Here is a 24,931-nt window from a genome sequence, read left to right on the forward strand (position 1 = left end):
ACGAAAGGCGCGAAGCGCCTTTCGAACCACGAGCAAACGGCAGGGAATGGAGCGAAGCGGAATGACCGTGATTCTCAAGCTCGGCGGGAGCGTCATCACCGACAAACACTCCCCGGAGACGCTCGACGAGGAGAACCTCGCGCGCGCGGCCGCAGCGATCGCGGACTACAACGAGGAGTTGGTGCTTGTCCACGGCGGCGGGAGCTTCGGCCATCACCACGCCAGCGAGCACGGCATCAGCAGTGAGGCAGGGAGCCACGACGTCACCGGCGCGTTCGCGGTCCACGACGCGATGCGACGGCTGAACGACGCGGTGCTCGTCGCCCTGCACGAGCGGGACGTTCCTGCGCTGCCGATCCATCCTCTCTCGGCCGCTGCCCGCGACGGCGACGGGGAGCTGTCGCTGTCGACGCCGGTCGAGACGATGCTCTCAGAAGGTTTTGTTCCCACCATCCAGGCAGACGTCATCGCCCATACGGGGGCCGGCGTCACGGTCGTGAGCGGTGACGAGCTCGTGGTGGCACTCGCCGAACAGTTCGACGCCGAGCGTGTGGGGCTGTGTGCGGGTGTTCCGGGCGTGTTCGACGAAGAGGGTCGAGTCATCGATCGTATCGAGTCGTTCGCCACGGTTCGGTCGGCGCTCGGCGGGAGCGACGCGACCGACGTCACCGGAGGAATGGCCGCGAAAGTCCGGGCGCTGCTCGACATGGATGCGCCGGCGTCGGTGTTCGGGCTGGATGGGCTGGAGGGGTTTCTCGACGGCGGCTCACCCGGGACGCGCGTCGGCTGAGCGGCGTTTTCTGTGCTGCGTAGCGACCCACGGAGTTTATACCACCCCTGCCCATAGCCCCACCTATCCGAGAGACCGCCCCGGGTGCGGTTCGGGGCGGGCGGGCGGGTCACGCGACCGGCCAGCCAGTCCTTCGTGCGCGCGGGCGGCTCGGGAGCAACAACTATGGAAATCGATATCGCGACAATCGGCGGCTACGAGGAAGTGGGCCGGCAGATGACGGCCGTGCGGGCGGGCGAGGACATCGTCGTCTTCGACATGGGGCTCAACCTCTCGAAGGTGCTCATCCACGACAACGTCGAGACCGAGCGAATGCACAGTCTCGACCTGATCGACATGGGCGCGATCCCCGACGACAGGGTCATGTCTGACCTCGACGGCGAGGTCCAGGCCATCGTCCCCACCCACGGCCACCTCGACCACATCGGGGCCATCTCGAAACTCGCCCATCGCTACGACGCCCCCGTCGTGGCGACGCCCTTCACCATCGAACTGGTCAAACAGCAGGTCGAATCGGAGGAAAAGTTCGGCGTCGGCAACGATCTCGTCAAGATGGACGCCGGTGACTCGATGGAGATCGGCAACGGGCTCGAACTCGAGTTCGTCAACGTCACCCACTCGATCATCGACGCGATCAACCCCGTGCTCCACACGCCGGAGGGCTCGATCATCTACGGGCTCGACAAGCGGATGGATCACACGCCGGTGATCGGCGACCCGATCGACATGGATCGCTTCCGCGAGATCGGCCGCGAGGGCGAGGGCGTGCTCTGTTACATCGAGGACTGCACGAACGCGGGTCGCAAGGGCCGCACCCCGAGCGAGCAACACGCGCGCAATCACGTCAAAGACGTCCTCTACAGCATGGAGGACTACGACGGCGGGATCGTCGCCACCACCTTCTCCAGCCAGATCGCGCGCGTCAGCTCCATCGTCGAGTTCGCCAAGGACATCGGTCGCCAGCCCGTGCTGCTCGGCCGCTCGATGGAGAAATACTCCGGTACTGCCGAACGCCTCGACTTCGTCGACTTCCCCGACGATCTCGGCATGTTCGGCCACCGCCAGTCGGTGGACAGAACGTTCAAACGAATCATGAACGAGGGCAAGGAGAACTTCCTGCCGATCGTCACGGGCCATCAGGGCGAGCCGCGCGCGATGCTCACCCGGATGGGCCGCGGCGAGACACCCTACCAGCTCGACGAGGGCGACAAGGTGGTCTTCTCGGCACGGATCATCCCCGAGCCGACCAACGAGGGCCAGCGCTACCAGTCCGAACAGCTCCTGCGGATGCAGGGTGCGCGTATCTACGACGATGTCCACGTCTCCGGTCACATGTCTCAGGAGGGTCACTACGAGATGCTCGACACCATCCAGCCCCAGCACGTGATCCCCGCGCACAACGACATGGAGCATCTCGCGCGCTACGTCGACCTCGCCGAGAGTCAGGGCTACCGGATGGGCCGTGACGTCCACGCGACGCGCAACGGCAACGTCATCTCGCTGGTGGAATGAGCGCCCCGGCGTCGACAGTGAAGGCGGCCGTCGAGAGCCGGCGGGAGCTCGTCAACGCGGCGTTCGACGAGCGACTGCCGATCGAGGAACCCGAGCGACTCTACCGTGCCTCGCGCCACCTGCTCGACGCCGGCGGCAAGCGGCTCCGGCCGGTCGTGACGCTGCTGGTCGCCGAAGCGCTCGTCGATGATGACGTGGCTGGCGAGCAGTACGAGGCCGTGCCGACGCTCGACGGGAGCGACGAGATCGATCTGATGGCGGCGGCGGCGAGCATCGAGACGATCCAGTCGTTCACGCTGATCCACGACGACATCATGGACGACGACGACCTCCGGCGTGGCGTCCCGGCCGTCCATCGGGCGTTCGACACCGAGACGGCAATCCTCGCCGGCGACACGCTCTACTCGAAGGCCTTCGAGTTCATGCTCGAAACCGGCGGCCGACCCGAGCGCATGGTGCAGGCGCTCTCGGAGCTCGCACAGACCTGTACGCGCATCTGTGAAGGCCAGTCGCTCGATGTCGAGTTCGAGCGCCGCGAAGCGGTCACGACTGACGAGTACATCCACATGGTCGAGCAGAAGACGGCGGTGCTCTACGCGGCCGCTGCACGGGTCCCGGCGCTCCTGCTCGGCGCGGATCAGGAGACCGCTGATGCGCTCGGCGCGTACGGACTCGACGTCGGCCGTGCGTTCCAGATCCGCGACGACGTGCTCGATCTGACGGTGCCGAGCGAGCAGTTGGGCAAACAGCGCGGCAGCGACCTCATCGAGGGCAAGCGAACGGCGGTGACGCTGCACGCCCGCGAGCAGGGCGTCGACGTCGAATCGCTCGTCACGACAGACGACCCGGACGCCGTGACCGAAGCCGAGACCGACGCCGCCGTCGCCACGCTCGAAGAGGCCGGCAGCATCGAGTACGCGCGAACACTGAGTCGCGATCTCGTCGAGCGCGGCAAGTCCCGGCTCGACGTGCTGCCGGACAACGAGGCACACGAACTGCTCGCCGGGCTGGCGGAGTATCTCATCGAGCGCGGCTACTGAGCCCGCGGAAGCGGACGATTTAGGGATCGGCGGGCCGTACCCTGCCCATGAACGTTCTCGTTGCGGGCGCACATGGACAGGTCGGCCAGCATATCACAGAGCTCCTGAGCGACAGCGGTCACGAGACGACGGCGATGGTGCGCACCGAATCGCAGGTCGACGAGATGGAAGCGTTCGGCGTCGAGACGGTCGTCGCGGATTTGACCGAGGACGTTGCACACGCGGTCGCCGGCCACGACGCGATCGTCTTCGCGGCGGGCTCGGGCGGCGAGGACGTCGAGGGTGTCGACCGTGACGGAGCGATCCGGATGATCGAGGCCGCCGAGGAGGAGGGCGTCGAGCGGTTCGTCATGCTCAGTTCGATGAACGCCGACGATCCCGAGGCGGGCCCCGACGCGCTGTACGACTACCTGCTCGCCAAACAGGCGGCCGACGACCGTCTCCAGGGGAGCGAACTGACGTACACCATCGTCCGGCCCGGTGCGCTGACCGACGATCCCGCGACCGGAGAGATCCGAGCGGCGACGAAACTCGACCCCGGCGAGATCACGCGCGCCGACGTCGCGCGGACGCTCGTGACGGCGATCGACATGGCGAGCACGCACGGCGAGACCTTCGAAATCCTGGCGGGCGACGAACCGATCGAGAGCGCGCTTCGCTCGCCCACCGGCGAGTGAGTTTCAGCCCTCACCCTCGTACTCGTCCTCGGTGATCCGGACAACGAGTTCGTTTTCGTGATCGAACGCGTCCCGTCCAGTGGCAAACGACGGCGCGGCGAGCGATTCGTCTTCGATCGGGTAGACCCGATACGCATCGCCGGTCTCGTCGGGCTGGACGTGTCCGTCACGGATCGCCTCGGCGAGCGGGCGTGAGAGCCACTCCGTGTCGCTGATCGATGGATCGCGGACGAGCGCGTCGCTCGCGAAGCGGACGAGATACCAGTTCAGATCGTTGAGTAGCGAGACGGCCGCGCCGAGGCTCACGGTGGTGAGCGAGAGCGTGTTCGTGTACGGCTCCGCGAGATCGTACGTCGAGAGCGCGCGCCGGGCGGTCTCGCGCGAGAGCAGTTCGTAGCGGAGCTCGCAGTCCCCGCCGACGAGACAGACCTGCGTCACGGCCGGAGGGACGACGGGCGCGCTCAAAGCCGTTTCGTCGCCCGTTTTCGATCGGCGCTCGTCGGGACGGCACGCGGCTGGTGGGCGAAACCGGTTCGAAGGAAATTCGATCGCTCGGAACCGGTGGAATCGCTGCCCGTGCAGCGCGCTTTTGCCCCGGCGGTCGCTATCGGTTACATGGCATTCGAACCGGTCGATCTCGACCACGTCGCGATCCGCGTCCGCGATATCGACGAGGCGCTCGAATTCTATCACGATCAGCTCGGGCTCTCGATCCGCGATCGCGAGCGTTTCGAGTGCGACGAGGTGCCGTTCGTCGCCGTCGCCGCGGGCGGGCGACATCTCCATCTCGTCCCGACCGACGAACCGTTCGATGTCGACGGCGAGCATATCTGTATTCTCCTGCGCTCGAACGAGACCGACACGCGCGAAGCGATAGGGCGACTGCTCGACGAGCTCCGCGAGGCCGGCATCGAAGTCGAGGACGACGAGCCGCGCGAGCGCCTCGGCGTCTACGGCCGCGACTGGGCGGCCTACGTCCGCGATCCCGACGGCCGCCGGATCGAACTCAAACTCCATTGATCGGACGGCCAGGCGATGGATGCCGGCTCGATTTAAACAGCTAGAGTCATTCGTTACGTCGCTCCGGCTCATTGTCCCATCCGGATGAGTCTCACAATGCAGCCACCCCTGATCGAAAAGAACGTCGCCGATGTCTGCCGGACGGTTCTCGACGACGCCACTGAGGACGTGCTCGTGGTCGGTCCCTCACCGACGGTCGTCGACGGACTGGTAGCGATGCTCGCCGACCGTGCAAACGGGCCATCGGTCCGCCTGCTGGCCACCGAATCGGTGCTCAAAGCGTCGGTGAGCGAGTTCACCGACGCGAGCGTCATCGCCGATCTGGTCGCCAACGAGAGCCTGTCGCTACGGATGAGTACCGAGCGCCTCGACGGACCGCTGTTGGTCACCGACGACCGGGTCGTCTCGCTCGTCACCACCGACGAACGGACCGCCGGGCTCGCCACCGACGACGCGTCGTTCGTCGATGCGGCGCGCGAGGAGTACACCGACCGCTGGGCGGATGCCGAGTCGTTCAACCTCCGCACGCCGCCGCTGTCGCGCGTCCAGGAGAGCCTCGAACGGGAGTTCGATGAGGAACTGGCCGCCGACTTCGAGCGTATGCGCATCGCACTCGCCGAAGCGGACGACGATCTCGACGAGGTGGACGTCAGCCTGCTTGCGGCCGCCCGCAACGAGGCGCTGCTGTACGATATCAGCACCTGGGGCGAGGGCGTCGGCATCGCCAGCCGGGCGACGTTCTCACGGAAGAAGACGCGTCTCGAAGAGGGCGGGCTCATCGAGACCGAGAAAGTACCGATCGACGTCGGCCGCCCACGCCTCCGGCTTCTGCTCGGCGACGATCGCCTCCGAGGGATCGATGCCGACGAGGTCGTGAGCGTGGCGGCGGAGCTGCTCGCTGCGGCCCGTCAGTAGGTCAGCGTGTAGCCGCCGTCGAACAGCAGATCGCCGCCGTCGAGGTGGCTCGCGTGCTCGGAAAAGCCCATCGTGAAGACGTTCGCCACCTCGATCGGATCCATCATCTCTGTGACCCTGGCCTCGCCGAGCATGACGTCCTCCACGACCTCCTGTTCGCTGATGCCGCGTTCCTCGGCGGTGTCGGCGATCTGGTCCGTAACGAGCGGAGTCTTCACGTAGGCCGTCGAGAAGGAGAAGGCGCGGACGTCGCCGTCGCCCTCGGCGGCGATCGATTGGGTGAGCCCCCGGAGCCCGAACTTCATCATGTTGTAGGCGACCTTGTCGCGCGTGACGTAGTGGCCGTGGATCGAGCACATGTTGCCGACTGCGCCGCCGTCGCCCTCACGCATGTGCGGGAGACAGCCCTTCGTCAGCGCGAGCGGCGCGCGGAGCATCGCCTCCTGCATCATGTCGTATTTTTCCATCGGGAACTCCTCGATCGGAGCCACGGTTTGCAGGCCCGCGATGTTCGTGAGGAAGGTGATTTGCCCACAGTCGGCTGCCCGATCGACCACGTGATCGATGTCGTCGTCATCGGTCAGATCGCCGGCGACCGTCTCGACTGTCCCGTCGAGATCGAGTGCGTCGTGTTCGGCGACCGTCTCCTCGAGTCCGTCCTCGTCGATGTCGGTCGCCACGGCCGTCAGCCCGTTGTGGGCGAGCGCGAGCGCCGTCGCTTGGCCGATGCCCGAGCCAGCGCCGGTGACGAGCGCGACGTTGTCGCTCGTGAACCTGGTATCGTCGAGCGTCAGCACGTCCTCGCGTGCGAGTTCCGGTGGCTCCGTGGGGTCGGTCATGGTAGCGCTCTGAACTGCTCCGGCGATACGAATAACGTTTCTGGGAGATGCGTCTGCTGACGGGACTGGAAGCGCGACGGCAGCGAATGGAGCGAACGCTTTCTGCCGAAACGGATGTATCCAGTCGTCGCTGCCGTCGCGTTAGAAGCGATGGTTGTGACGTGTGCTATTCGTGTGTGATGGCCGTCTCGTAGGTTTCGAGCGTCGGATGGCCCTCGAACATCTCCGTCGGCGCGTCGCCGTCGTGGGCGTTCGCGAACTGCTCGCTCTCGGTCCACGCCTCGAAGTCCTCCGCCGATTCCCAGTAGGTCTGTGCGATGTAGGTGTTGCCGTCCTCGGGCGGTGTCAGGAAGTCGAATCTGACGAACCCCGGCTGTTCGGCGATGTCCTCGGAGCTCTCGGTGAAGCGCTCGACGAGCTCGTCCCCGTAGCCGTCCGCGACCGTGAATCGGTTCGCTGCAACGAACATACTTCCGTTTGTCCCGCAATCGGCATAAACCTACCGCAACAATGGCCGACACAATAATCCAAAACGGATTATAGAGAGAGCTCGACGCGGTTCGGCGGTCGGTGAGTGAGCTCGGCATCGAGATAGCTCGCGAGCCGATCCAGAACGCCGTCGTCGGCGTCGGTGCCGTGGGGCAGCCGGACGAGGATCGTCTCCGCTTCGGAGACGACGGGATCGTCGGCCATCGCGACGGCGAACAGCTCCTCGGGCGTTACCGGCGTGTCCGAGCGGATGCGGTCGGCGGTGTCGTCCACGGAGGTTCCGTACTCGGCGCGGACGTCGAAATCGACGGCGACGTCAGCGGTGCTACCGAGCGTGCCGGCGGCGTGAACCTCCTCGGCGCGGCGGACGGCAGGGACGAGCACCTGCTCGAAATCCATCCCACTTTCCTTCAGTCCGAGATAGGTAAAGGAGAGCATCGAGAGCACGCCATCGACGAACGCCGGATCGTCGACGGTGTCGAAAACCCCCTCCCTGTCCTTCGGTTTGAGCGTGTGGACGAGTAGCGTGAAGTCCTCGATGGCGTTGACGATGCGCTCGCGGATGCGTGCCTCGGCGTTCCGGCGCGACTGGTCGTGTGTCATCTCGGTCTCTCCGCGGAGGAACGCCCGATCGGCCGGCGAGAGGACGCCACGTGGTCTGTCGGCGTCGTGGTCCATGTAATCCCTCGATCGGCCGGCAACAAAGGGGTTCGTGGTCCGCTCCATGACGGTTCCCGTTCACGTGCTCGGCCGCTTGGCCACGGAACGAAGGATTTTCCAACACGCTCGCCAACCGGAGGCATGGCCACCGTCGAGACGATCTACACCACGCCGGAGGGCTCTGCGCCGATGGAGACCGTCGAGGGGATCGAGGCGGTCGAACGGCAGGGGCTGCGCGGCGATCGCTACATGATGGGCACGGGCTACTACTCCGGGATGGACGAGTGCGAGGTAACGCTCATCGAAAGCGAGGCCATCGAGGAGATCCATGAGAAGTACGACATCGATCTCTCGGACGGTCGCCACCGGCGCAACATCGTCACGCGCGGCATCTCGGTCCAGGAGCTGCTCGATCAGCAGTTCCGCATCGGCGAGGCGACCTTCGAGGGGACGCGCCCGCGCCCACCGTGTGCCCACGTCGAGCAGGTCGCCGACGAGTCGGGCGTCGCCCGTGCGCTCAAAAACCACCGTGGCGGCATCTGCGTCAGCGTCGTCGAGGGTGGCGATCTCCACGTCGGCGACGAGCTCGAACCCCTCGGCGAGACCGACGGCGAGGACGTGGCCGATGCGATCAAGAGCCGGCTGATGGGCCAGTAAGCGACAGATTCTTTTTCGACTCGCCGGAAGGCAGACTGCGCGCGGGTAGCCAAGCTTGGAAACGGCGCAGCGCTTAGGACGCTGTCCCGTAGGGGTCCGCCGGTTCAAATCCGGTCCCGCGCAATAACAGTGGGGAGCAACTGACCCCATGTCATTGAGTTTTGTTCTATGTATTATTGATAGGGGGAGAGGAAAACGGCCCCATATGATTGAATTGTCTCTGGCGAATATCACAGCAAAATTTTAGATACTGGAGATTAGATAGTCCTTCGCAATGAGTAACAATGAGGAATGCTTTTTCATAGCTCCTATCGGAGATGAAGGAAGCGACATTCGCGAACGTTCAGATACACTCATGGAGTATATCGTGGAGGAAGCAGTATCTGACTTTGACATCCTCCCCGCCGTGAACGGCGAGGATTCCCGACCGTAGTTGGGATATTAGGGTTCGCAACGTGCTCGTTCTTGTGGATGGAACCGACCATCCGTAGCATCGAACGAACACACTACTGGCTGTGCCAAACAGCCGTTATCCCTATCGAGCCGGTCAAATGCGGCTGGATTCGGGAGTAGCGTTTGTCTGATGTTCTCCGCGCCGTTCGCGTCGGCGTTCGCCGTCCGTCCGCACTGCTGGCAGTGGTACAGACCACGTTCGACGCGCTGGCTGCCGTTCTTGTGGCCACACACCGAGCACGTCTTTGACGTGTCCCGCTCGGACTCCACAACCACCTCGATACCGGCGGCTTCACCCTTGTATTCGAGCATCGTCGTGAGGAGGCCGAAGCCCCATCCGTGGAGCATCTTGTTCCCGTGGCGGCCCCAGTCCCAACCGGAGCCGTCGTCTTCCGAACGGATGCCACCGAGGTCGCCCACCATGAGCCGTCCGACGCCGCGTTCGACACACTCGACGACGATACGCTTCGAGAGGGTGTGATGGAAGTGCTTTCGGCGGTCCTTGAGTGTGCGCTTCGCGTTCCGAGCGCGGCGCGAAAGCCCGTTCTCGCCTTCGCACTCGTACTCGACGCGCTTGTAGTAGTGCTTGGACTCTTTGAGCCATCCACCAGGGAACAGCATGGTTTCGTCGCCGAACGACACGGCAGCGATGTTGCTGATTCCGAGGTCCACACCCGCCGTTTGGTCGCCCGGCGGTTCAGGGTCGATGGTTGTTCGGCAAACGAACTGAAGCCGCCACTCACCGCGCTTGTGGACGGCCCGAACCTGCTGGATGTCCCACTCGGTGAGGTCCACGTCGGGACGGGTTTCGTACCCACAGAGCACGAAGTCCGAACGGTGTTCTTTGAGATTCCGGCCTTTCGAGAGGCGAACGCGCTGATACTGTTCGTCGTGTTTGAAGCCAGCCGCTTTGAACGACACCGTGGAGCGTGGGTGCGAATCGCCGCGTTTGCGGTAGCCGGGCGGTCGGGCACGGCTATCGCCGTTCCGACGCTTCCCGAACCAGCCGTTGAACGCTTCAGCGAGTTCTTCGAGAACGCGCTGACTGGACTGTGAATGAAGGTCCGTGTAGCGTTCGTGGCCCTTGAGTTCGCGTTTGAGTTCCCCGTCATCGGGAATCTCACCCGTTTCGTCCCACACGCCTTGTGCATAGTAGCGACCGACGTTCCAGAGCTTCGACGCGGCCCACCCGAGTGCATCGAGGTCGTCCTGAACCTGTTGCTGGTTCGGGATGGTGGCCTCGAACGTTCGGATAGTTCGCGTCGGCATCTAACTTCATAACTGGTTATGCGCCACGTCAACGTGAATCCACCGATCCGACACCGACGACGAATATCTGGCTGGCCACCGACGGGTAGCCGGTGGTTGCACAGTAGTGAGACACAGCTTACGGCGCGTATCCCCTCCCTAAAGGGAGAGGTTTTGCGCCTGTCTTTCACATAATTATTCAGTATCTAGAGCAGATCAATTGGACCAGCCGGGTAGCATTACGAGCCAGATTATTCAGAAGACAGTTGAGAGTGATTTGGTAATAGCGGACCTCACGGGTCACAACCCAAATGTATTCTATGAACTGGCAGTGAGACATGCAACTGGTGAGCCATATATTCAATTGATTGAATCGACAGATTCAATCCCATTTGATATATCGGATTTGAGGACAATAAAATATGGCTTGGATGTAGAAATGGCTGAAGAAGCGAGAACGAAAATTCGTTCACAATTAGAATTGCTAGATAGCGGTGATTCTGAGTTTGACAATCCGATTTCCCGATCGGCAGAGATGCAATCTTTACGTGAAAGTGCAAATCCAGCAGATCAAAATCTTGCTGAGATATTAAAAACTATATCGAGCTTAGACAAGAAGGTGAGTCGATTAGAAAATAATATGGTGAATGAGGTAACTAAAACAGACCGGGAACAGGATGAAGGCGGTAAACGTATCACAATAGATGGACAACACTACGCATTTCCTGATAAGATAGCCACGGAGGATTCAGTCATGTTTATCGCGGATGAAACAAATAGACCCCCTGAGGATATTGAAGATCTTCTAACAAACAATCGGTAGTTCCCAATCGAGTTGAGAGGCGGAGCTAAAGCGTCGGTCTGATTGCAGAAGATGTCTGGTTGGGTGAATGTGTTAGAATTACCGCAACCAGACGGCTTCCTTTCGGCGTGGGATGTCAAAGGTGTAGCGGCGGATGTGATCGGAGAGCTTCCCTTGCCAGGGATCGAGGGCTCGCCCCTCGATCCTGGCGACATCTGGTCCGTCGTTATCCTTGCCAGCACCAATCAGAGCTCCATTCGAGAGGTCTGTGCCGAGAATCACGAGGCTCCCTGTGACGATACTGTCTTCGAGTGGCTCCACACGCTCGATCGAGGCTGGCTCGAATTCGCCGCTAACCTCCTGTTCATGCAGTTGGCTATGACGATCCTCGACCCTGACCGGTCGAGGATCGTCTCCATCGATTTCGTCGATAACCCCTATCACGGCACCTACAGCGACGAGGTAGGCGAACTCTGTCGAATGAGCCCCAAAGACGGTACCACGACCTGCCACCGATACTGCACTGCTTACCTCGTCTCGAACGGGAAACCGATCACGCTCGCGATGACGTACGTCCGCAGCGACGAGAAGCAGGCCGACGCGGTCGAGCGCGTCCTCGACCGCGTCGAGGCCTATCCCTTCGAGATCGAGCTGCTACTGGCTGATTCGGGCTTCTACAACGAGCGCGTCATCCGCCGCTCACGAGAGATCGCCGCGACTGTCGTGCCGGTCGCCGAGAAAGGCGACCGGCTCGAAGAGAAGCTTGAGACGCACAAATCGTACATGACGACCTACCGGATGTACAAGGACAGCGAGCGGGAACTGCGCTTCCCGCTCGCAGTCTCTGTCTCGTATCAGAACGGCGATCGCGGCAAGCATGGTGAAGTGGTCCGAGGGTACGCGGCGTGCGATCTGGGCGATCGCACGCCTACACAGGTCGAACACTGCTACCGAAAGCGGTCAGCGATCGAATCGAGCTACCGTCTGTTTCGGAGTGCACGAGCGGTAACGTCGACGCAAGATCCGATCGTGCGGTTTGCGTTCGTGGTGGTGAGCTTTCTGCTGGAGAACCTGTGGTTGGTGCTACGATGGGCGGTCGTCGCCCGCCCTCGCCGAGGCGGGCGCGACCTGCCCGAGGAGTTCACGTTCTCGGTGTTCTGTGACTGGATTCGACACGCGTTGGAAGAAGAGTTGGAGCGGCGGTGGAAGATCGAGATGAATGGTGTCGGCGTGCCGGACGCATACACCGCGGCCGCGGGCTGAGGCCAGCCCGCGGCCTCGGGGGTGCCCTTCGTGAGCTCCAGCTGTTGGCTGGGTTCGTGAGGAGTCGATGCTGGGAAGCGTTGAGTACGCAGCGGCGCTTCTGACCTCCAGCCAACCGGTCCACTACGATGTTTACCTCGATAGCACACCGGTTCAGAGGAGATGTTGAGATTTCAGTTGGGAACTACCGACAATCAGATACGTATAATATAATAATTATGCCATTTTCGGATAGACAATTGCTCGCTCGCAGTTCTGCAAACTTATCTACACACAATGGATCTGCGTAGTGGACCATCGAAATCAGTCCGGTATCGTTCAGCACAAGCTACTTGCTATCGTAGCAGAAAAGACTCGTATGAAGCGGCGCTGGTTTCTGGTGCTCGGTCTTGGGATGATCGTGGCCAATCTGGGATTCCTGTTTGCCTTCGATACGACGGTTCTCGAGAACCCGGCGACCGCCGCGACGAACGGCGTCCTCGCTCTCGGCGGTGTTCTGATGGTCATTGGCGGTGCCGGCGCGCAGCCTCGGGGCACGTGGTATCAGTTCGTCGGCGCTGGCGACGTCCTGATCGGTACCGGAATGGCCGCCTCGTACTTGCTACCGATGGTGTACGGAACGTCGCCCTACGGCAGCACCGAGAGTATTTTTCTCGTCATCTGTGCCGTTGGTGGCGGCGGCTCACTTGCATTCATGGGATTCGACTGGATCCGTGGCGGGCGACACTTCGACCTCTCGACGTTCGAGAGCGGCCCGATCCTCGACTCGATACGGACTTAAAGTACCGTTTCACGCCGTCACGACGACTATGCGTCGGGCGTGGTAGGAATAGACATGAGCATTCGGTCACGAACGAGCGAGCGCGTGCAGACGGTGCGGACCGGCGTCGCCGAGCGCGTTGAAGCGCTCGCGGGCACCATCGACAAGAAGGCACTCTACGCCGGCATCGCTGCCACGTTTCTGATTGGGTTGCTCTCGCTGGTCGTTCCGATCATCCCGTTTTTCGGCTTCATCACTGGCGGCGTCGTCGGCGGGTTCATCGCGGCCTACGCTGCTGGCGGGTTAGTGCGCGGGATCGTCCACGGCGTCGTCGCGGCGGTCGTCGGCGGGATCATCCTCGCCGGTCTCGGGGTGGGCCAGGGGCTGCTTCTGGGGTTCGTCTTCATCGAGACGCCGACGATCATCGGAGCGTTCACGCCGGCGATTTCGGGAGTGTTCTCCCGACAGCCGCTAGTCGCGCTGATCGCCACGCTCGTCGTGCTCCCTGTGCTCGTGGGGTTCGACGGTGCCGTCGGCGGTGTGGTCGGCAGCGCGCTCCGCTGGGTTCGTGATCGCCTCGCCTGATACTGTCGGACGGAAGTCCGCGATGACCGGACCGTGGAGATCCGTCGCATGGGCGACGTTTCGCAGCACGGATTTCCGATCAGTTCCGTCCGACAGTACGAGTTACCCCGTCGAATTTTCGAGGATCAGTCCGTAGACGAGCCCCATCGCCCCGCCGTAGAGCGCCCACGCCACGACGCCGACGATCCCGCCGACGGTGAGATACGGTGCCGGCACCGACAGCCCCATCACCAGCCGGAGCCAGACCGGCATGGCGATCAGCTGGAAGAGCACGCCGACGGCGATCCCGTAGAGCTGGCCCACGCCGGCACAGGTGACGCCGAGCGCCGAGCGCTTGAGCAGCGGGACGAGCAGTTTCTGGAGTACCGAACTCCGCGAGGAGAGCATGATGACCGTGTTGGCGAACGAGTTGATCGATCCGGAGACGAACGCGACGAACGGAATGCCGAACAGGATTCCGAGCGCCAACAGCACGTACCAGCCGCCGTTGAGCGAGTAGAAACCGACGATGCCGCCGATCTCGTAGACCATCTCGGTGCGATAGAGACTCATGACGAGACCGGCTTGCAGCGCGCCGAACAGCCCGCCGATGACGACGCCTTCGACCGCGCTGGTGTCGATACTCGGCGAGAGCCGCGAGCGAAGCGCAGCGAGACGCGAACGGACGGCCATGTTCGATGCACTCGTGCATCGAGGCAAAAGCCTTCGGCGAGGTCAGCACGGCCCCTTATATCACTCAGCCCGTGCCGGCGAACGGATCGGCTTCCGAGGAGCGCTGGTCGATGAGCACGAGTTGGTAGCGCGCGACGTTCGCGGGGTCGGTGTCGAGCGCCTGTGCGTCGAACGCCCACGTCTCGCCGACCGCGAAGTCGCTCTGGCTGTCGGAGGCGCGACCGATGTCGGTGCCCGATCGATCGAAGAACCGGGCGTACGCCGCGATGAAGTCGAGATCGACGTCGCCGCGGTTTGCGGTGCGTCCACGGACGCCGCCCGAACCGCTCCGATAGAACTCGTGGTCGAGCAGGACGAGTCCCTGACTCGTCGGTGCATCGGTCGTTTCGGTGAGTTCGGTCGTTTCGGTGGCTCCAGTAGCTTCGGTAGCGCCGGTGGCTTCCGTGGCCCCGGTGGCTGCGGTCGTCTCGGTCGCCGTTGCGGTGGGGGAGCCGTTGATCGCGATGCGCCGTGCGTATTTGCCCTCGCCAGCGCCGAGACAGCCGGCCAGAAGCCCGGCGCAGCCGCTGCCCATGCCGACGAGCACTCGGCGTCGTTGCATACCGATGCGTTAGCCGCGGCACTCAAAAACCTGTGGACGATGATGAAATTTAGTGGCGGTTATGGTGATATGGCCACGGACCGAGAAACGCCGCTGTCACAACCTTTTTGCGGGTTCGGCTGGCGCTATGGTATACGAATGGCGAACGTACGCGACCTGCTCGACGAACTCGTCGAGGGGGTCGAGACGGTGTTGTTGTTCTCGCCGAGCGAGGCCTACTACGAACGCTGTCGGGAGATCGAGGACGTCTCGGTGGTCGTCTGTGCCGGCGACAACGGCGTCGGAGCCGAGCGGTTCGTCGAGCTCCCGCTCGAGTTCGTCGCGGCCAAAGAGCGCATCCGTTTCGGCGTCGAGGGCGCGGCCGAGGAAGGATTTCTCGCCGAAGGCGACGAGGTGGTCTGCGCGCTGAAACTGTTCGACGACGTGATCGACAGCGTCTGTCGGGTGCGTGTGGGCGATCTCGATCGCTCGGGCGTCTACGATCTCTTCACGAACTCGCGCGCCGATCCGGCGGTCATCAGCGCCGTCGTCGACGTGGCGGTCGAACTCGGCCAGAAAGGGCAGAAGGGGAAACCGGTTGGCGCGCTGTTCGTCATCGGCGATGCCGGCAAGGTGATGAACAAGTCCCGCCCCCTTTCGTACAACCCGTTCGAGAAGTCACACGTCCACGTCGGCGACCCGATCGTGAACGTGATGTTGAAGGAATTCTCCCGGCTCGACGGCGCATTCGTCATCAGCGATTCGGGGAAGATCGTCTCGGCCTATCGCTATCTGGAAGCGAACGCCGAGGGCGTCGACATCCCGAAGGGGCTTGGCACGCGTCACATGGCGGCGGCGTCGGTCACGCGCGATACGAACGCGACGGCGGTCGTGTTGAGCGAGAGCGATCGGCTGGTGCGGGCGTTCAAGGGCGGCGAGCTGATCCTCGAACTCGATCCGGAGGAGTACTGATGGCCCTCGGGGCGCTGCTCCAGAACCTTCTCGGCGGCCGGTTCGATCTCGTGTTGATCGTCATCATGCTGGTCGTCGGCGTGCTGGTGGCCTATCTCGTCGGCCAGGTGAGCGAGCGGATGCTCGTGGCCGCCGGCGTCGGCGAGGCCGTCGAGGGCACCGCCTTCGAGCGCACCGTCGGGCGGCTCGGCAGCTCGACGGTGTCGATGCTCGCGGGGCTGTTCGCGCTGTTCGTCGTCCTCGTGTTCGTCGTGCTCGCGCTCACCATCTCCGCCGTGCTCGACGTGCGGGTGTATCTCCGGCAGTTCATCAACTTCCTCCCGCAGCTGTTCGTCGCCGCGCTGGTGGTCGTGCTCGGACTCATCGTTGCAGACAAGGCCGAGGTGTTCGTCTCCGAGCGACTCCGCAGCGTGAAGCTCCCCGAGATCGGGCTGCTCGCGCTACTGGTAAAATACAGCATCATCTACGTCGCGGCGCTGCTCGCGCTCGGACAGGTCGGCGTGTCGAACGTGGCCTTGCTGGTGCTGCTCGGGGCCTACGCCTTCGGACTCGTCTTCCTCGGCGGGCTTGCCTGCCGCGATCTCCTCGCCGCGAGCGCCGCCGGCTTCTATCTTCTGCTCGCCGAACCGATCGCCATCGGCGACGAGGTCCGCATCGACGGGCGATCGGGCATCGTTCAGGAGGTGGACGTCCTCGTCACTCACGTCGAGAACGACGGTGAGGAGTTCATCGTCCCGAACGACCGCGTCTTCCGCTCGGGCATCATCCGCGTTCGGTAGCGCCGAACAAGCCTTTCGATCCAGGCCGACTCGGACAACCTCTTTGTGGTCGCCGCCCGTGGAGTGAGTATGCAGTGGAAACTGTTCGCTACGCTCGCCGAGACCGCCGGCGAGCGCGAGGTCGCGATCGAGACGGAGCCGAACGCGACGCTCAACGACGCGCTCGCGGCGCTGTTCGATCGCCACCCGGGGCTCGAAGACGAGATCGTCCAGGACGGCGAACTGCGAGAACATATCAACCTCCTCCACAACGGCGAGGATCCGTTCACCGTCGGCGATGGGTTCGATACGGAGCTCGACGAGGACGACGAACTCGCCGCGTTTCCGCCGGTCAGCGGCGGTTAGAGCGCGACCGCGGCGTCGAGCGCGATGGTGATGGCGCGCTCGACGTTGTCCTTCGCCTTCTCGGGCAGCTCCTCGCCGTCGGTTTCACCCTTCTGGGACCCGGCGACGAGGTTGCCGTCGACGGTACAGAGCGCGCCCGCACGGAGCCCCTTCCGGCGCGCGAGCGTGAAGATCGCCGCGGCCTCCATCTCGACGGCGAGCACGCCCGCGCGCTCCCACGATTCGATGTACTCGTCGGTCTCCGCGTAGAAGGCGTCGTCCGAGGCGATCGCGCCCACGTGGACGGGCTCCTCGCGTGATTCGGCCGCCTCGACCAGCCCGGAGAGCACGTCGTAGTCGGGCACCGCGGGGACGGTATCGCGCTCGTAGCGCCCCGTCGTCCCCTCGTCTTTGGCCGCGCCGGTCGCGACCACCACGTCGCCGACCTCGATGTCCGCTTGGAGCGCGCCCGTCGTTCCGACGCGAATGACGCTCTCGACACCCACGTTGGCGAGCTCCTCGACGGCGATCGCCGCCGACGGACAGCCGATCCCCGTCGAGCAGATCGTCACCGGAGTCCCCTCGTAGCTCGCGTTGACGATCTTGTACTCGCGGTTTTCGGCCACCGTGGTCGCGTCCTTGCAGTGGCCCGCGATGCGATCGACACGCCCGGGATCGCCCGGCAGCAGCGCGACGTCGTTCAGATCGTCCGGTTCGACGAGCAGGTGTGGCTGTTTGGCCATGTCCCGAACTCGATGGCCGGCATGAAAAGTCGGTCTATCCGTATCGTTCGAGCAGTTCGCGTTCCTCGGCCAGCAGCTCGGAGATCCCGTGGGTCATGATCGCTTCGCCGAGCGCCGTCGCGGCGTAGTACGAATACAGTCCATCCGCGCCGCGTTCCTTCCGCTTCCGATTGGCGATCAGCCCCACCGATTCGAGTTTGTCGAGGTGGTAGTGCAGCCGGTTCGAGGGGATTTCGAGTACCTCGGCGAGTTCCGTTGCGCTCAGTTCGCCTTCGGCGAGGAGTGCGGAAAGCACCCTGTAGCGTGTCTCCTCGCCGATGGCGCGCTGCATGGCGAGATATTCTTCGAGCGAGAGCACGCTCTCTTCAGGTAGCTTGGGCGCACCCCGATGTTCTGTTTTGGCCATTTTGGTCCCGATAGCTGTCTGGTTTTCCATTTCACTGGGATTTGCTGTCCTCAGCGACGCCGACAGCAAATCCGCTACGTGATGTAGCATACATAACTCTATTGCTGTTGAGTCATTAAAAACTGAAAAAGCCTGATTTTATATGTAGCAACCTCATCTAGCCATCTGCATGCGCGACCGTCTCCTTGACAGTCTCGAACCCACACGCTATCGACGGTTTCTCGTGTATGTCATGGGGGCGTACAAGGCTCACGACATCGAGAACGAGGCGGCGTTCGTGTTTCTCGAACAGGTCCGCGACCGGCTTCGTTCGGAAGGATTCAACGCCTTCCTCGCAACTGATGTCGGAATCGAACTCGATGAGATGGATGCCGGAACACAGAGTTTGGAGTTTGCCCGAGCGAGCAATGCAGTGATCTTCGTCGTTCGGAACGACGGACGAAATCTCGGCGTCGGGATCGAGACGGGAGCGGTGTTAGAAGACATGAGCAATCGGGCACGCGAGCGGGTGCTCTTCCTCCACGAAGCGGGTGTCCGAAGCGCGATGATCGCCGCCGTCGCCGACCGGTGGGATGCCACCGTTCGGACATTTGATGCCGAGGACGATCTCTACGACGAAGCACGCCTCTTCATCCGCGACGTGATGCGTCGTGAAATGACTGATAAACTATCATTTCCACCAGAATCGGACTGACCTCACAGCACCGCATGTTTTTACCATCGTTCGCGTAGCGACAGCATGCGAATCGAACCGTTCGAACTCGAACGCTGGTTCGGGAAGTACGAACACGACGCCGATATCATGCTCGCCGAGAGCGGCATCAGAAGCCTGCCCGCCGCGCGCTTCGACACCGATCCGGGCGATCTCGGTTACGTGATCCCGACCGACGGCGACCCCGATTTCCGAGCGGAGATCGCCGCACGCTACGGCCGCTCGGCCGACGAGGTGGTCTTCACCTGCGGCACGCAGGAGGCCAATCTCCTCGCCATGCTCGCGACGCTCGACGACGGGGATCACGCGGTCGTCGTCACGCCGACCTACCAGTCGCTGCACGCGCTGCCCCGCTCGATCGCGGACGTTTCGACGGTCGAGCTGGCACCCCCGGAGTGGACCCTCGATCCCGATGCCGTCGCCGACGCGATCGAACCGAACACGCGGCTCGTGGTCGTGAACAACCCGAACAACCCGACCGGGAAATACCACTCACAAGATACGGTCGACGCGCTCGCCGATCTCGCGGCCGACAACGACGCCTATCTGCTCTGCGACGAGGTGTATCGCCTGCTCGCCGAGGATTCCCTCCCGCCGGTAGCGAGTCTGGGCCCTCGGGGGATCAGCACGACGAGTCTGACGAAGGCTCACGGGCTGGCGGGACTGCGCTTCGGGTGGCTCGCCGGCCCGCCCGAGATCGTCGACGCCGCCCGCCGCTGGAAGGACTATACGACGATCTCGCCGTCGATCTTCGGCCAGCACGTCGCCCGACAGGCGCTCGCCGAGGAGGAGTCGATTCTCGACGAGAACCGTGCGCTCGCGCAGGAGCATCGCGAGCGCGTCGGCGAGTTCCTCGCAGCGTACGGGCTCGACTGGCACGAACCCGTCGGCGTGAACGCCTTTCCCACGATTCCCGAGGGGTTCGACGACTCCCGGGAGTTCTGTCGCACGGTGGTCGAAGAGGAATCGGTCGTGCTCGCGCCTGGCGACCTGTTCGGTTTCGACGACCGCTTTCGGCTGGGGTTCGGTTTGCCGACCGACGAGTTGGAGGATGGACTGGAGCGCGTCGGTCGGGTCGTCGAGAACGCCCGATAGCATCCGGGCTATCCAAACCGTTTATACCGCCCCGTCAGCAATCGCGGACATGGCTAGGCAACAGAATCAGGTCCGCGAGCTCGACGAGGGAAGCTACGTGATGATCGACGACGCGCCGTGCAAGATCACCGCCTACAGCACGGCGAAACCCGGCAAACACGGCAGTGCGAAGGCACGCGTCGAGGGGAAGGGCGTCTTCGACGACAACAAGCGCAACTTCACCCAACCCGTCGACGCCAAGGTCTGGGTGCCGATCATCCAGCGCAAACAGGGCCAGGTCGTCAGCGTCGAGAGCGAGGACGTCGCACAGGTGATGGATCTCGACACCTACGAGACGTTCACGATCAAGACCCCTGGCGACACGGAGCTCTCGCCGGACGACGAGATCGAGTATCTGGAGATGGACGAACAGCGAAAGATCGTCTGAATGGGCTTTCCCGGCGCGAACGACGCGCGCGAAACGGCCGACTACGTCCTTCTGGGCGCACCGCTCGATGTCTCGACGAGCTTCCAGCCCGGCACGCGGTTCGGTCCCCGCGAGGTGCGCCACCACGCACACACCTTCGACGACTACGACCGACGCACGGAAGCCCACTTCACCGATCTCGGCGTCCACGACGCCGGCGATCTCGACGCCTGGGAGGATGCCGCCGAGTATCTCGACTTCCTCCAGGGGATGGTCACGGATATCGAGGGCGAGAGCCGTCTCCCGCTACTCGTCGGCGGCGAACACACCGTCAGCGCCGCGGGCGTGCGCGCGACTAATCCCGATGTCTTCGTCTGTCTCGACGCCCATCTCGATCTCCGCGAGGAGTTCGCGGGCAACGAACTGAGCCACGCGACCGTCACCCGGCGCACCCTCGACGTCGTCGACGAGGTAATCGTCCTCGGTGCGCGCACCGGCAGCGAAGCCGAGTGGGAGCGCGCCGACCGCGACGACGTCACGGTGGTGCCGCCCGAGGACATCACCGACTGGGAACCCGAGTTCGACGGCGACGCCTATCTGAGCGTCGACATCGACGCTGCCGACCCCGCCTTCGCGCCGGGCACGGGGACGATGGAGCCGTTCGGGCTGGCTCCCCGCGAGCTGCGTCGGGTCGTCCGGGCGGTCGCTCCCCGATCGGTCGGCTTCGACGTCGTGGAAGTCAACGACCGCGACGACGGCCAGGCCGCCGCCCTCGGTGGGAAACTCCTCCGCGAGTTCGTCTACGCGCACGCGGCGCGAGCGGACGACTGAGTTCGCCGGTCCTTTTCTGTCGCGGGCTATCGACGACTTGATTCGACGGGTGGCCGAACGACCGACGATGGTCCTCGGTGGCGTGTTCCCCGACAGCCCGATCGTCCACGCTCTCGTGATCGTCGCCGCGACCGGCCTCATCTGGTTCGGCAGCGGCTGGCTGGAGTCGTCGGCCGAACGGCTCGCCGCCCACTACGGCCTGCCGGCAGTGGTTCAAGGCTCGATCGTCGTCGCGGTCGGGTCGAGTTTCCCCGAACTGTCGAGCGTCGTGTTCACGGCGCTCGCCGGTGCCTTCGACATGGGCGTCGGGGCGATCGTCGGCTCGGCGGTGTTCAACGTGCTGATGATCCCCGCACTGTCGGGCATCGCCACCGACTCGGATCTCGATGCGAACCGCGAGATCGTCTACAAGGAGGCGCAGTTCTACATGCTCGCTGTCGCCACGCTCGTCGTCACGTTCTCGCTCGCGGTCATCTATATCCCGACAGGAAACGGTCTCGTTGGGCAGGTCACGCGTCCGCTCGCGCTGATCCCGCTGCTGCTGTACGGGCTCTATCTCTTCATCCAGTGGCAGGACGTGAACGATCACGACGCCGACGGCGACACCGAGACCGATATCGGGCGCGCGTGGGGCAAGCTCGCCGTCGGGCTGGTCGTCATCCTCGTGGCCGTCGAACAGCTCGTCGGCAGCGTCGAGGCGCTCGGTACCACCTTCGGCGTGCCCGAGTTCCTCGCCGGCGTCACCGTCATCGCGGCGGCGACGAGCCTGCCAGACCTGCTCGTAAGCGTGCGTGCGGCCCGCGCGGGCAACTCCACCACCAGCCTCGGCAACGTGCTCGGCTCGAACACGTTCGACCTGCTCGTGGCGATCCCGATCGGCGTCCTTATCGTCGGGAGCGTCCCGATCGATTTCGCCGTCGCCGTCCCGATGCTCGGCGTGCTCACGCTCGCGACGGTGCTGCTCTTCACCGTTCTCCGGACCGAACTCTCGATCACCACCCTCGAATCGTACGCGCTGCTCGTCGGCTACGGACTGTTCGTCGCGTGGGTCGTCGCCGAGACCGCCGGCGTGACACACCTGCTGCGCGGTTCCTGACGGCGTCGATAACCAAATTCAGTCGAGCGGCCGGAGCTCGGCGCTGAAATGGCGAAGTTCGGCCATCGCGGGCTCGTCGACGATCTCGTAGCCCGGGAGCTCCTCGCGGCGGTCGGCGACCGCCGCGAACGTCTCGGCGACGTGTTCGAGGTGATCGCGGAAGTAGGTGCGCCGTGGGAGACAGAGCCGGACGAGCTGGGGGCGATCCTCACCGGGGAAGGCGAGCTCGCCGAGCTCGACGGTGCGCACGCCACCCTCCTCGTAGAGCGCACAGACGAGCGCCTGTCCGGGGAACTGCTCGCGTGGAATTTCCGGCAGGAACTCGCCGGCATCGACGTAGACCGCGTGACCGCCGGTCGGCGTGCGGATCGGGACGCCGACCTCCTGGAGGAGCGTGCCGAGTTCGGCGACCTGTTCGACGCGTGATTCGATGTAGGGCCTCTCGACCGCCTCGCGCAGCCCGACGGCCATCGCTTCGAGATCGCGGCCGGCCATCCCGCCGTAGGTCGAAAACCCCTCGAATAAGATGCCGCGCTGGCGGGCCTGCTCGTAGAGCTCGTCGTCGTTCTCGCGCACACCGACGAACCCGCCGACGTTGGCGAGCCCGTCCTTCTTCCCGCTCATCACGATCGCGTCGGCCATCGAGAGCTGCTCGCGGGCGACGCTGGCGACGCTCTCGCCCTCGAATTCCGCCTCGCGCCGAGCGACGAAGTAGGCGTTCTCGGCGAACCGGCAGGCGTCGATCACGAGCCGCGCGTCGATCTCGTCGGCGACCGCGCGGGCCGCCTGGAGGTTGGCGATGCTGACGGGCTGGCCGGCCAGGGAATTGTTCGTGATCGTGACGACGACGGCCGGGATCCGCTCGGCACCGACCTCGTTCGCGAACTCGCGCACCGCATCGGTGTCGAGGTTTCCCTGGAAGGGATCGCCGGGATCGCTCTCAACCGGGCAGTCGACGGGCTCGCCGCCGGCGTTGACGATATGTGCCCGCGTCGTGTCGAAGTGGGTGTTGTTCGGGACGTACTCGCCTTCCGAGACGAGCGCGCCGTAGAGGACGTTCTCCGCGCCGCGGCCCTGATGGGCGGGGACGATCCGCGAGAACCCCATCACGTCCTCGACCGCGGCTTCGAGCTCCTGGAAACTCTCACTGCCGGCGTAGGATTCGTCGCCACGATGGAGCGCCGCCCACTGCTCGTCGCTCATCGCGCCCGTTCCGCTGTCGGTCAGCAGATCGACGAACACCGCCTCGGCGTCGAGTTCGAAGGCGTTGTAGCCCGCCTCGCGGAGGTGGCGCTCGCGCGCCTCGCGGTCGGGAAGTTCGATTCGCTCGACCGACTTCGCCTTGTACGCTCGCATACCCCATCGAGGGTCGAGCGCGTGAAAACGCTAATCGAGGAAATCAGTGGCTCGAAAACCGGTTTTGGACCTCGATGTTCGATTTCGGACATCGCCGTCCGACGTACCGGCAGCTCTCGACGATATTCCAGTGCGCCGTGGTGAGTTCCCCCGCACGGCGATACGACTACGCCGTCACGGCGAACGACTCGACCATCGCACCGGCGGTCGCTGCGAAGGTAACGGCGTCGCGCCAATCGATGCCGAGGCTGTAGTCGGTGTCGTTCGCGGAGACGAACAGATAGCACAGCCGCCAGCGCTCGCCGCCGGCGACGTAGGTGCATTCGAGCACGCAGCCGGTCTGCCCGCTCGCCACCCGTACGGCTCCGTCCATGAACAGTTCGAATCCGGTGACGTATCCGTCGACGTCGAGTTCGGCGAGCAGCGCGGTCGTCGACGCCGCCGTCGTTCGTCCGTCCCACTCGACGACGGCGCTGACGTCGCTGTCGGGGGCCGCGAACGTCGTGTCGCCGCCGTTGACCGCGACCGACCAGTCGGCGGGATGAGCGAGACGGTAGCCGTGCTCCTCGTCGGTGTAGGCGTTCAGCCTTCGTTCGGTCGTGATCGGTGTCATCGTTCGCTGTGGGTGTTCATCGGCGTGTTGACCGTCGGCTCCCGGTGTCACGCCGTGATCGGGCGTTCGTATCGTGTGTCGTGTGTGGTTAGAAGAGGGAGAGTTGTGTCGCGATTACGCGAGCCGGTCGGCGATCGACGCGGCGATGGGGAGTCTGGCGACCTTTCCCTGGTAGGCCTTGATCATCAGATAGATCCAGGCGACGAAACTCCCGAGCGAGACGACGAGCCAGACCAGTCCGAGGATCAGTCCGAATAGACTCCCCGCGAGGAAGAGGCCTGAACTCCCGCTCACCGTTGCCATCGAGACGGCCGTTCCGAGAAACGAGAGCGCGATGTACGCGACGACGAGCACGCCGGTGAAGGCCATGCTCTGGGCGGCGTGCCAGCGCACGAACCGGTCCTCGCGCTCGATGAGATAGAAGAGCAGTCCCGAGACGAAGCCGAACAGATACGACAGTGCCCCCGCGGTGGTGCTGTCGAGTCCGGATTCGCTTTCGCTTGCCGTCGATTCCTCGTCGATACCGATGTCCTGTGTGCTGCTTGCCATCTGTGGTCTCCTGTGGGTTCGATCGTTCGCACGAGCGCCGGCGGCGACGCCGCCAACGGACGAACAAAGGCGCGTGCAGATGGTATA

General features: G+C 63.8%; 32 protein-coding genes and 1 tRNA gene. 21 read left to right on the forward strand and 12 right to left on the reverse strand.

All coding sequences use genetic code 11. The annotated features are described in order from the left end of the window. Nucleotides 1-61: 61 nt before the first annotated feature. The 4 genes from NO363_RS02955 (at nt 62) to NO363_RS02970 (ending at nt 4,019) form a co-directional block, all read left to right on the forward strand. Nucleotides 62-790: an isopentenyl phosphate kinase gene (locus NO363_RS02955; RefSeq protein ID WP_256687921.1), complete on the forward strand. Its 729-nt coding sequence runs from the start codon at nt 62-64 to the stop codon at nt 788-790. 165 nt (nt 791-955) lie between these two features. Continuing rightward, the gene (locus tag NO363_RS02960) at nt 956-2,302 is read left to right on the forward strand and encodes a ribonuclease J (RefSeq protein WP_256686777.1); all 1,347 of its coding nucleotides are present in this window, start codon (nt 956-958) and stop codon (nt 2,300-2,302) included. After that, nucleotides 2,299-3,342 carry a geranylfarnesyl diphosphate synthase gene (gene idsA3 / locus NO363_RS02965; RefSeq protein ID WP_256686779.1) on the forward strand — a complete coding sequence of 348 codons (1,044 nt, stop codon included), beginning with the start codon at nt 2,299-2,301 and terminating at the stop codon, nt 3,340-3,342. Before NO363_RS02960 ends, idsA3 begins: the two co-directional genes overlap by 4 nt. 47 nt (nt 3,343-3,389) lie before the next feature. Next, the gene (locus NO363_RS02970; protein WP_256686781.1) at nt 3,390-4,019 is read left to right on the forward strand and encodes an SDR family oxidoreductase; all 630 of its coding nucleotides are present in this window, start codon (nt 3,390-3,392) and stop codon (nt 4,017-4,019) included. A gap of 3 nt (nt 4,020-4,022) precedes the next feature. On the opposite strand, the gene NO363_RS02975 is transcribed toward NO363_RS02970, so the two are convergent. After that, a complete protein-coding gene (locus tag NO363_RS02975) occupies nt 4,023-4,457 on the reverse strand; it encodes a DUF5804 family protein (protein ID WP_256686783.1) in 435 nt (144 codons plus the stop codon). 177 nt (nt 4,458-4,634) lie between these two features. Here NO363_RS02975 and NO363_RS02980 point away from each other — a divergent pair, with 177 nt between their 5' ends. Continuing rightward, on the forward strand, nt 4,635-5,039 hold the full coding sequence (locus tag NO363_RS02980) for a VOC family protein (protein ID WP_256686784.1): 405 nt from the start codon (nt 4,635-4,637) through the stop codon (nt 5,037-5,039). Nucleotides 5,040-5,135: 96 nt separating this feature from the next. Then, the gene (gene tbsP / locus NO363_RS02985) at nt 5,136-5,954 is read left to right on the forward strand and encodes a transcriptional regulator TbsP (RefSeq protein WP_256686785.1); all 819 of its coding nucleotides are present in this window, start codon (nt 5,136-5,138) and stop codon (nt 5,952-5,954) included. Here tbsP and NO363_RS02990 read toward each other — a convergent pair. The 3 genes from NO363_RS02990 to NO363_RS03000 form a co-directional block, all read right to left on the reverse strand. Beyond that, a complete protein-coding gene (locus NO363_RS02990) occupies nt 5,948-6,793 on the reverse strand; it encodes an SDR family NAD(P)-dependent oxidoreductase (RefSeq protein WP_256686787.1) in 846 nt (281 codons plus the stop codon). The genes tbsP and NO363_RS02990 overlap by 7 nt on opposite strands. A gap of 166 nt (nt 6,794-6,959) precedes the next feature. Continuing rightward, nucleotides 6,960-7,262 (reverse strand): antibiotic biosynthesis monooxygenase family protein, encoded by a 303-nt coding sequence (locus tag NO363_RS02995; protein WP_256686789.1) that lies wholly within the window; start codon nt 7,260-7,262, stop codon nt 6,960-6,962. A gap of 68 nt (nt 7,263-7,330) precedes the next feature. Beyond that, nucleotides 7,331-7,960: a DUF8102 family protein gene (locus tag NO363_RS03000; protein ID WP_256686791.1), complete on the reverse strand. Its 630-nt coding sequence runs from the start codon at nt 7,958-7,960 to the stop codon at nt 7,331-7,333. Between the two features lie 123 nt (nt 7,961-8,083). Between NO363_RS03000 and NO363_RS03005 the strand changes: the two genes are divergently transcribed. From NO363_RS03005 to NO363_RS03015, 3 genes are all read left to right on the forward strand, one after another. Next, on the forward strand, nt 8,084-8,599 hold the full coding sequence (locus NO363_RS03005; protein WP_256686793.1) for an MOSC domain-containing protein: 516 nt from the start codon (nt 8,084-8,086) through the stop codon (nt 8,597-8,599). 39 nt (nt 8,600-8,638) lie between these two features. After that, nucleotides 8,639-8,722, forward strand: a tRNA-Leu gene (locus NO363_RS03010). A gap of 151 nt (nt 8,723-8,873) precedes the next feature. After that, a complete protein-coding gene (locus NO363_RS03015; RefSeq protein WP_256686795.1) occupies nt 8,874-9,032 on the forward strand; it encodes a hypothetical protein in 159 nt (52 codons plus the stop codon). 8 nt (nt 9,033-9,040) lie between these two features. Here the strand turns inward: NO363_RS03015 and NO363_RS03020 are convergent, their stop codons facing one another. Next, nucleotides 9,041-10,321 (reverse strand): RNA-guided endonuclease InsQ/TnpB family protein, encoded by a 1,281-nt coding sequence (locus NO363_RS03020; RefSeq protein WP_256686797.1) that lies wholly within the window; start codon nt 10,319-10,321, stop codon nt 9,041-9,043. A 310-nt stretch (nt 10,322-10,631) separates the two neighbouring features. Here NO363_RS03020 and NO363_RS03025 point away from each other — a divergent pair, with 310 nt between their 5' ends. The 4 genes from NO363_RS03025 (at nt 10,632) to NO363_RS03040 (ending at nt 13,710) form a co-directional block, all read left to right on the forward strand. Further along, complete coding sequence (locus NO363_RS03025; RefSeq protein WP_256686799.1) at nt 10,632-11,123, forward strand: hypothetical protein; 492 nt, start codon at nt 10,632-10,634, stop codon at nt 11,121-11,123. Nucleotides 11,124-11,192: 69 nt separating this feature from the next. Further along, nucleotides 11,193-12,365, forward strand: a complete 1,173-nt coding sequence (locus NO363_RS03030) for an ISH3 family transposase (RefSeq protein ID WP_256685615.1) — start codon at nt 11,193-11,195, stop codon at nt 12,363-12,365. A 358-nt stretch (nt 12,366-12,723) separates the two neighbouring features. Next, nucleotides 12,724-13,146 (forward strand): DUF7994 family protein, encoded by a 423-nt coding sequence (locus tag NO363_RS03035; protein ID WP_256686801.1) that lies wholly within the window; start codon nt 12,724-12,726, stop codon nt 13,144-13,146. A gap of 54 nt (nt 13,147-13,200) precedes the next feature. After that, entirely contained in the window at nt 13,201-13,710 is a 510-nt protein-coding gene (locus tag NO363_RS03040; protein WP_256686803.1) for a hypothetical protein, read from the forward strand. 102 nt (nt 13,711-13,812) lie between these two features. Here NO363_RS03040 and NO363_RS03045 read toward each other — a convergent pair whose 3' ends face one another. Continuing rightward, nucleotides 13,813-14,382, reverse strand: a complete 570-nt coding sequence (locus NO363_RS03045) for a hypothetical protein (RefSeq protein ID WP_256686804.1) — start codon at nt 14,380-14,382, stop codon at nt 13,813-13,815. Nucleotides 14,383-14,446: 64 nt separating this feature from the next. Next, nucleotides 14,447-14,983 (reverse strand): FxLYD domain-containing protein, encoded by a 537-nt coding sequence (locus NO363_RS03050; protein ID WP_256686805.1) that lies wholly within the window; start codon nt 14,981-14,983, stop codon nt 14,447-14,449. Between the two features lie 138 nt (nt 14,984-15,121). On the opposite strand from NO363_RS03050, the gene dacZ reads away from it, so the two are divergent. The 3 genes from dacZ (at nt 15,122) to NO363_RS03065 (ending at nt 17,058) form a co-directional block, all read left to right on the forward strand. After that, nucleotides 15,122-15,934, forward strand: a complete 813-nt coding sequence (dacZ, locus tag NO363_RS03055) for a diadenylate cyclase DacZ (RefSeq protein ID WP_256686806.1) — start codon at nt 15,122-15,124, stop codon at nt 15,932-15,934. Further along, nucleotides 15,934-16,713: a mechanosensitive ion channel domain-containing protein gene (locus tag NO363_RS03060; RefSeq protein WP_256686807.1), complete on the forward strand. Its 780-nt coding sequence runs from the start codon at nt 15,934-15,936 to the stop codon at nt 16,711-16,713. Before dacZ ends, NO363_RS03060 begins: the two co-directional genes overlap by 1 nt. 69 nt (nt 16,714-16,782) lie before the next feature. Beyond that, nucleotides 16,783-17,058, forward strand: a complete 276-nt coding sequence (locus tag NO363_RS03065) for a ubiquitin-like small modifier protein 1 (RefSeq protein WP_256686808.1) — start codon at nt 16,783-16,785, stop codon at nt 17,056-17,058. Here the strand turns inward: NO363_RS03065 and NO363_RS03070 are convergent. Beyond that, the gene (locus tag NO363_RS03070; protein WP_256686809.1) at nt 17,055-17,780 is read right to left on the reverse strand and encodes a guanosine phosphorylase; all 726 of its coding nucleotides are present in this window, start codon (nt 17,778-17,780) and stop codon (nt 17,055-17,057) included. The genes NO363_RS03065 and NO363_RS03070 overlap by 4 nt on opposite strands. A 34-nt stretch (nt 17,781-17,814) precedes the next feature. Continuing rightward, nucleotides 17,815-18,186: an ArsR/SmtB family transcription factor gene (locus NO363_RS03075; RefSeq protein ID WP_256686810.1), complete on the reverse strand. Its 372-nt coding sequence runs from the start codon at nt 18,184-18,186 to the stop codon at nt 17,815-17,817. A gap of 169 nt (nt 18,187-18,355) precedes the next feature. Here NO363_RS03075 and NO363_RS03080 point away from each other — a divergent pair, with 169 nt between their 5' ends. From NO363_RS03080 to NO363_RS03100, 5 genes are all read left to right on the forward strand, one after another. Further along, a complete protein-coding gene (locus NO363_RS03080; RefSeq protein WP_256686811.1) occupies nt 18,356-18,880 on the forward strand; it encodes a DUF7509 family protein in 525 nt (174 codons plus the stop codon). Nucleotides 18,881-18,925: 45 nt separating this feature from the next. Then, complete coding sequence (locus NO363_RS03085) at nt 18,926-19,993, forward strand: aminotransferase class I/II-fold pyridoxal phosphate-dependent enzyme (RefSeq protein WP_256686812.1); 1,068 nt, start codon at nt 18,926-18,928, stop codon at nt 19,991-19,993. A gap of 49 nt (nt 19,994-20,042) precedes the next feature. Further along, the gene (locus NO363_RS03090; RefSeq protein ID WP_007742380.1) at nt 20,043-20,420 is read left to right on the forward strand and encodes a translation initiation factor IF-5A; all 378 of its coding nucleotides are present in this window, start codon (nt 20,043-20,045) and stop codon (nt 20,418-20,420) included. Then, on the forward strand, nt 20,421-21,230 hold the full coding sequence (speB, locus tag NO363_RS03095) for an agmatinase (RefSeq protein WP_256686813.1): 810 nt from the start codon (nt 20,421-20,423) through the stop codon (nt 21,228-21,230). It begins immediately after the preceding gene. A 67-nt stretch (nt 21,231-21,297) separates the two neighbouring features. Next, nucleotides 21,298-22,326 (forward strand): sodium:calcium antiporter, encoded by a 1,029-nt coding sequence (locus NO363_RS03100; RefSeq protein ID WP_256686814.1) that lies wholly within the window; start codon nt 21,298-21,300, stop codon nt 22,324-22,326. 18 nt (nt 22,327-22,344) lie between these two features. Here NO363_RS03100 and NO363_RS03105 read toward each other — a convergent pair whose 3' ends face one another. From NO363_RS03105 to NO363_RS03115, 3 genes are all read right to left on the reverse strand, one after another. Next, entirely contained in the window at nt 22,345-23,682 is a 1,338-nt protein-coding gene (locus NO363_RS03105; RefSeq protein ID WP_256686815.1) for a tryptophanase, read from the reverse strand. 166 nt (nt 23,683-23,848) lie between these two features. Next, nucleotides 23,849-24,295 (reverse strand): hypothetical protein, encoded by a 447-nt coding sequence (locus tag NO363_RS03110; protein ID WP_256686817.1) that lies wholly within the window; start codon nt 24,293-24,295, stop codon nt 23,849-23,851. A gap of 114 nt (nt 24,296-24,409) precedes the next feature. Beyond that, nucleotides 24,410-24,844: a DUF4870 domain-containing protein gene (locus NO363_RS03115; protein WP_256686819.1), complete on the reverse strand. Its 435-nt coding sequence runs from the start codon at nt 24,842-24,844 to the stop codon at nt 24,410-24,412. Nucleotides 24,845-24,931: the final 87 nt, after the last annotated feature.

The organism is Halococcus qingdaonensis, from assembly GCF_024508235.1.
Taxonomy (GTDB): Archaea; Halobacteriota; Halobacteria; order Halobacteriales; family Halococcaceae; genus Halococcus; species Halococcus qingdaonensis.

Coding starts and splice junctions, on each gene's coding strand:
- NO363_RS02955 (WP_256687921.1), top strand. CDS start 62: ATGACCGTGATTCTCAAGCTCGGCGGGAGCGTCATCACCGACAAACAC.
- NO363_RS02960 (WP_256686777.1), top strand. CDS start 956: ATGGAAATCGATATCGCGACAATCGGCGGCTACGAGGAAGTGGGCCGG.
- idsA3 (WP_256686779.1), top strand. CDS start 2,299: ATGAGCGCCCCGGCGTCGACAGTGAAGGCGGCCGTCGAGAGCCGGCGG.
- NO363_RS02970 (WP_256686781.1), top strand. CDS start 3,390: ATGAACGTTCTCGTTGCGGGCGCACATGGACAGGTCGGCCAGCATATC.
- NO363_RS02980 (WP_256686784.1), top strand. CDS start 4,635: ATGGCATTCGAACCGGTCGATCTCGACCACGTCGCGATCCGCGTCCGC.
- tbsP (WP_256686785.1), top strand. CDS start 5,136: ATGCAGCCACCCCTGATCGAAAAGAACGTCGCCGATGTCTGCCGGACG.
- NO363_RS02990 (WP_256686787.1), bottom strand. CDS start 6,793: ATGACCGACCCCACGGAGCCACCGGAACTCGCACGCGAGGACGTGCTG.
- NO363_RS02995 (WP_256686789.1), bottom strand. CDS start 7,262: ATGTTCGTTGCAGCGAACCGATTCACGGTCGCGGACGGCTACGGGGAC.
- NO363_RS03000 (WP_256686791.1), bottom strand. CDS start 7,960: ATGGACCACGACGCCGACAGACCACGTGGCGTCCTCTCGCCGGCCGAT.
- NO363_RS03005 (WP_256686793.1), top strand. CDS start 8,084: ATGGCCACCGTCGAGACGATCTACACCACGCCGGAGGGCTCTGCGCCG.
- NO363_RS03015 (WP_256686795.1), top strand. CDS start 8,874: ATGAGTAACAATGAGGAATGCTTTTTCATAGCTCCTATCGGAGATGAA.
- NO363_RS03020 (WP_256686797.1), bottom strand. CDS start 10,321: ATGCCGACGCGAACTATCCGAACGTTCGAGGCCACCATCCCGAACCAG.
- NO363_RS03035 (WP_256686801.1), top strand. CDS start 12,724: ATGAAGCGGCGCTGGTTTCTGGTGCTCGGTCTTGGGATGATCGTGGCC.
- NO363_RS03040 (WP_256686803.1), top strand. CDS start 13,201: ATGAGCATTCGGTCACGAACGAGCGAGCGCGTGCAGACGGTGCGGACC.
- NO363_RS03045 (WP_256686804.1), bottom strand. CDS start 14,382: ATGGCCGTCCGTTCGCGTCTCGCTGCGCTTCGCTCGCGGCTCTCGCCG.
- NO363_RS03050 (WP_256686805.1), bottom strand. CDS start 14,983: ATGCAACGACGCCGAGTGCTCGTCGGCATGGGCAGCGGCTGCGCCGGG.
- dacZ (WP_256686806.1), top strand. CDS start 15,122: ATGGCGAACGTACGCGACCTGCTCGACGAACTCGTCGAGGGGGTCGAG.
- NO363_RS03060 (WP_256686807.1), top strand. CDS start 15,934: ATGGCCCTCGGGGCGCTGCTCCAGAACCTTCTCGGCGGCCGGTTCGAT.
- NO363_RS03065 (WP_256686808.1), top strand. CDS start 16,783: ATGCAGTGGAAACTGTTCGCTACGCTCGCCGAGACCGCCGGCGAGCGC.
- NO363_RS03070 (WP_256686809.1), bottom strand. CDS start 17,780: ATGGCCAAACAGCCACACCTGCTCGTCGAACCGGACGATCTGAACGAC.
- NO363_RS03075 (WP_256686810.1), bottom strand. CDS start 18,186: ATGGCCAAAACAGAACATCGGGGTGCGCCCAAGCTACCTGAAGAGAGC.
- NO363_RS03080 (WP_256686811.1), top strand. CDS start 18,356: ATGCGCGACCGTCTCCTTGACAGTCTCGAACCCACACGCTATCGACGG.
- NO363_RS03085 (WP_256686812.1), top strand. CDS start 18,926: ATGCGAATCGAACCGTTCGAACTCGAACGCTGGTTCGGGAAGTACGAA.
- NO363_RS03090 (WP_007742380.1), top strand. CDS start 20,043: ATGGCTAGGCAACAGAATCAGGTCCGCGAGCTCGACGAGGGAAGCTAC.
- speB (WP_256686813.1), top strand. CDS start 20,421: ATGGGCTTTCCCGGCGCGAACGACGCGCGCGAAACGGCCGACTACGTC.
- NO363_RS03100 (WP_256686814.1), top strand. CDS start 21,298: ATGGTCCTCGGTGGCGTGTTCCCCGACAGCCCGATCGTCCACGCTCTC.
- NO363_RS03105 (WP_256686815.1), bottom strand. CDS start 23,682: ATGCGAGCGTACAAGGCGAAGTCGGTCGAGCGAATCGAACTTCCCGAC.
- NO363_RS03110 (WP_256686817.1), bottom strand. CDS start 24,295: ATGACACCGATCACGACCGAACGAAGGCTGAACGCCTACACCGACGAG.
- NO363_RS03115 (WP_256686819.1), bottom strand. CDS start 24,844: ATGGCAAGCAGCACACAGGACATCGGTATCGACGAGGAATCGACGGCA.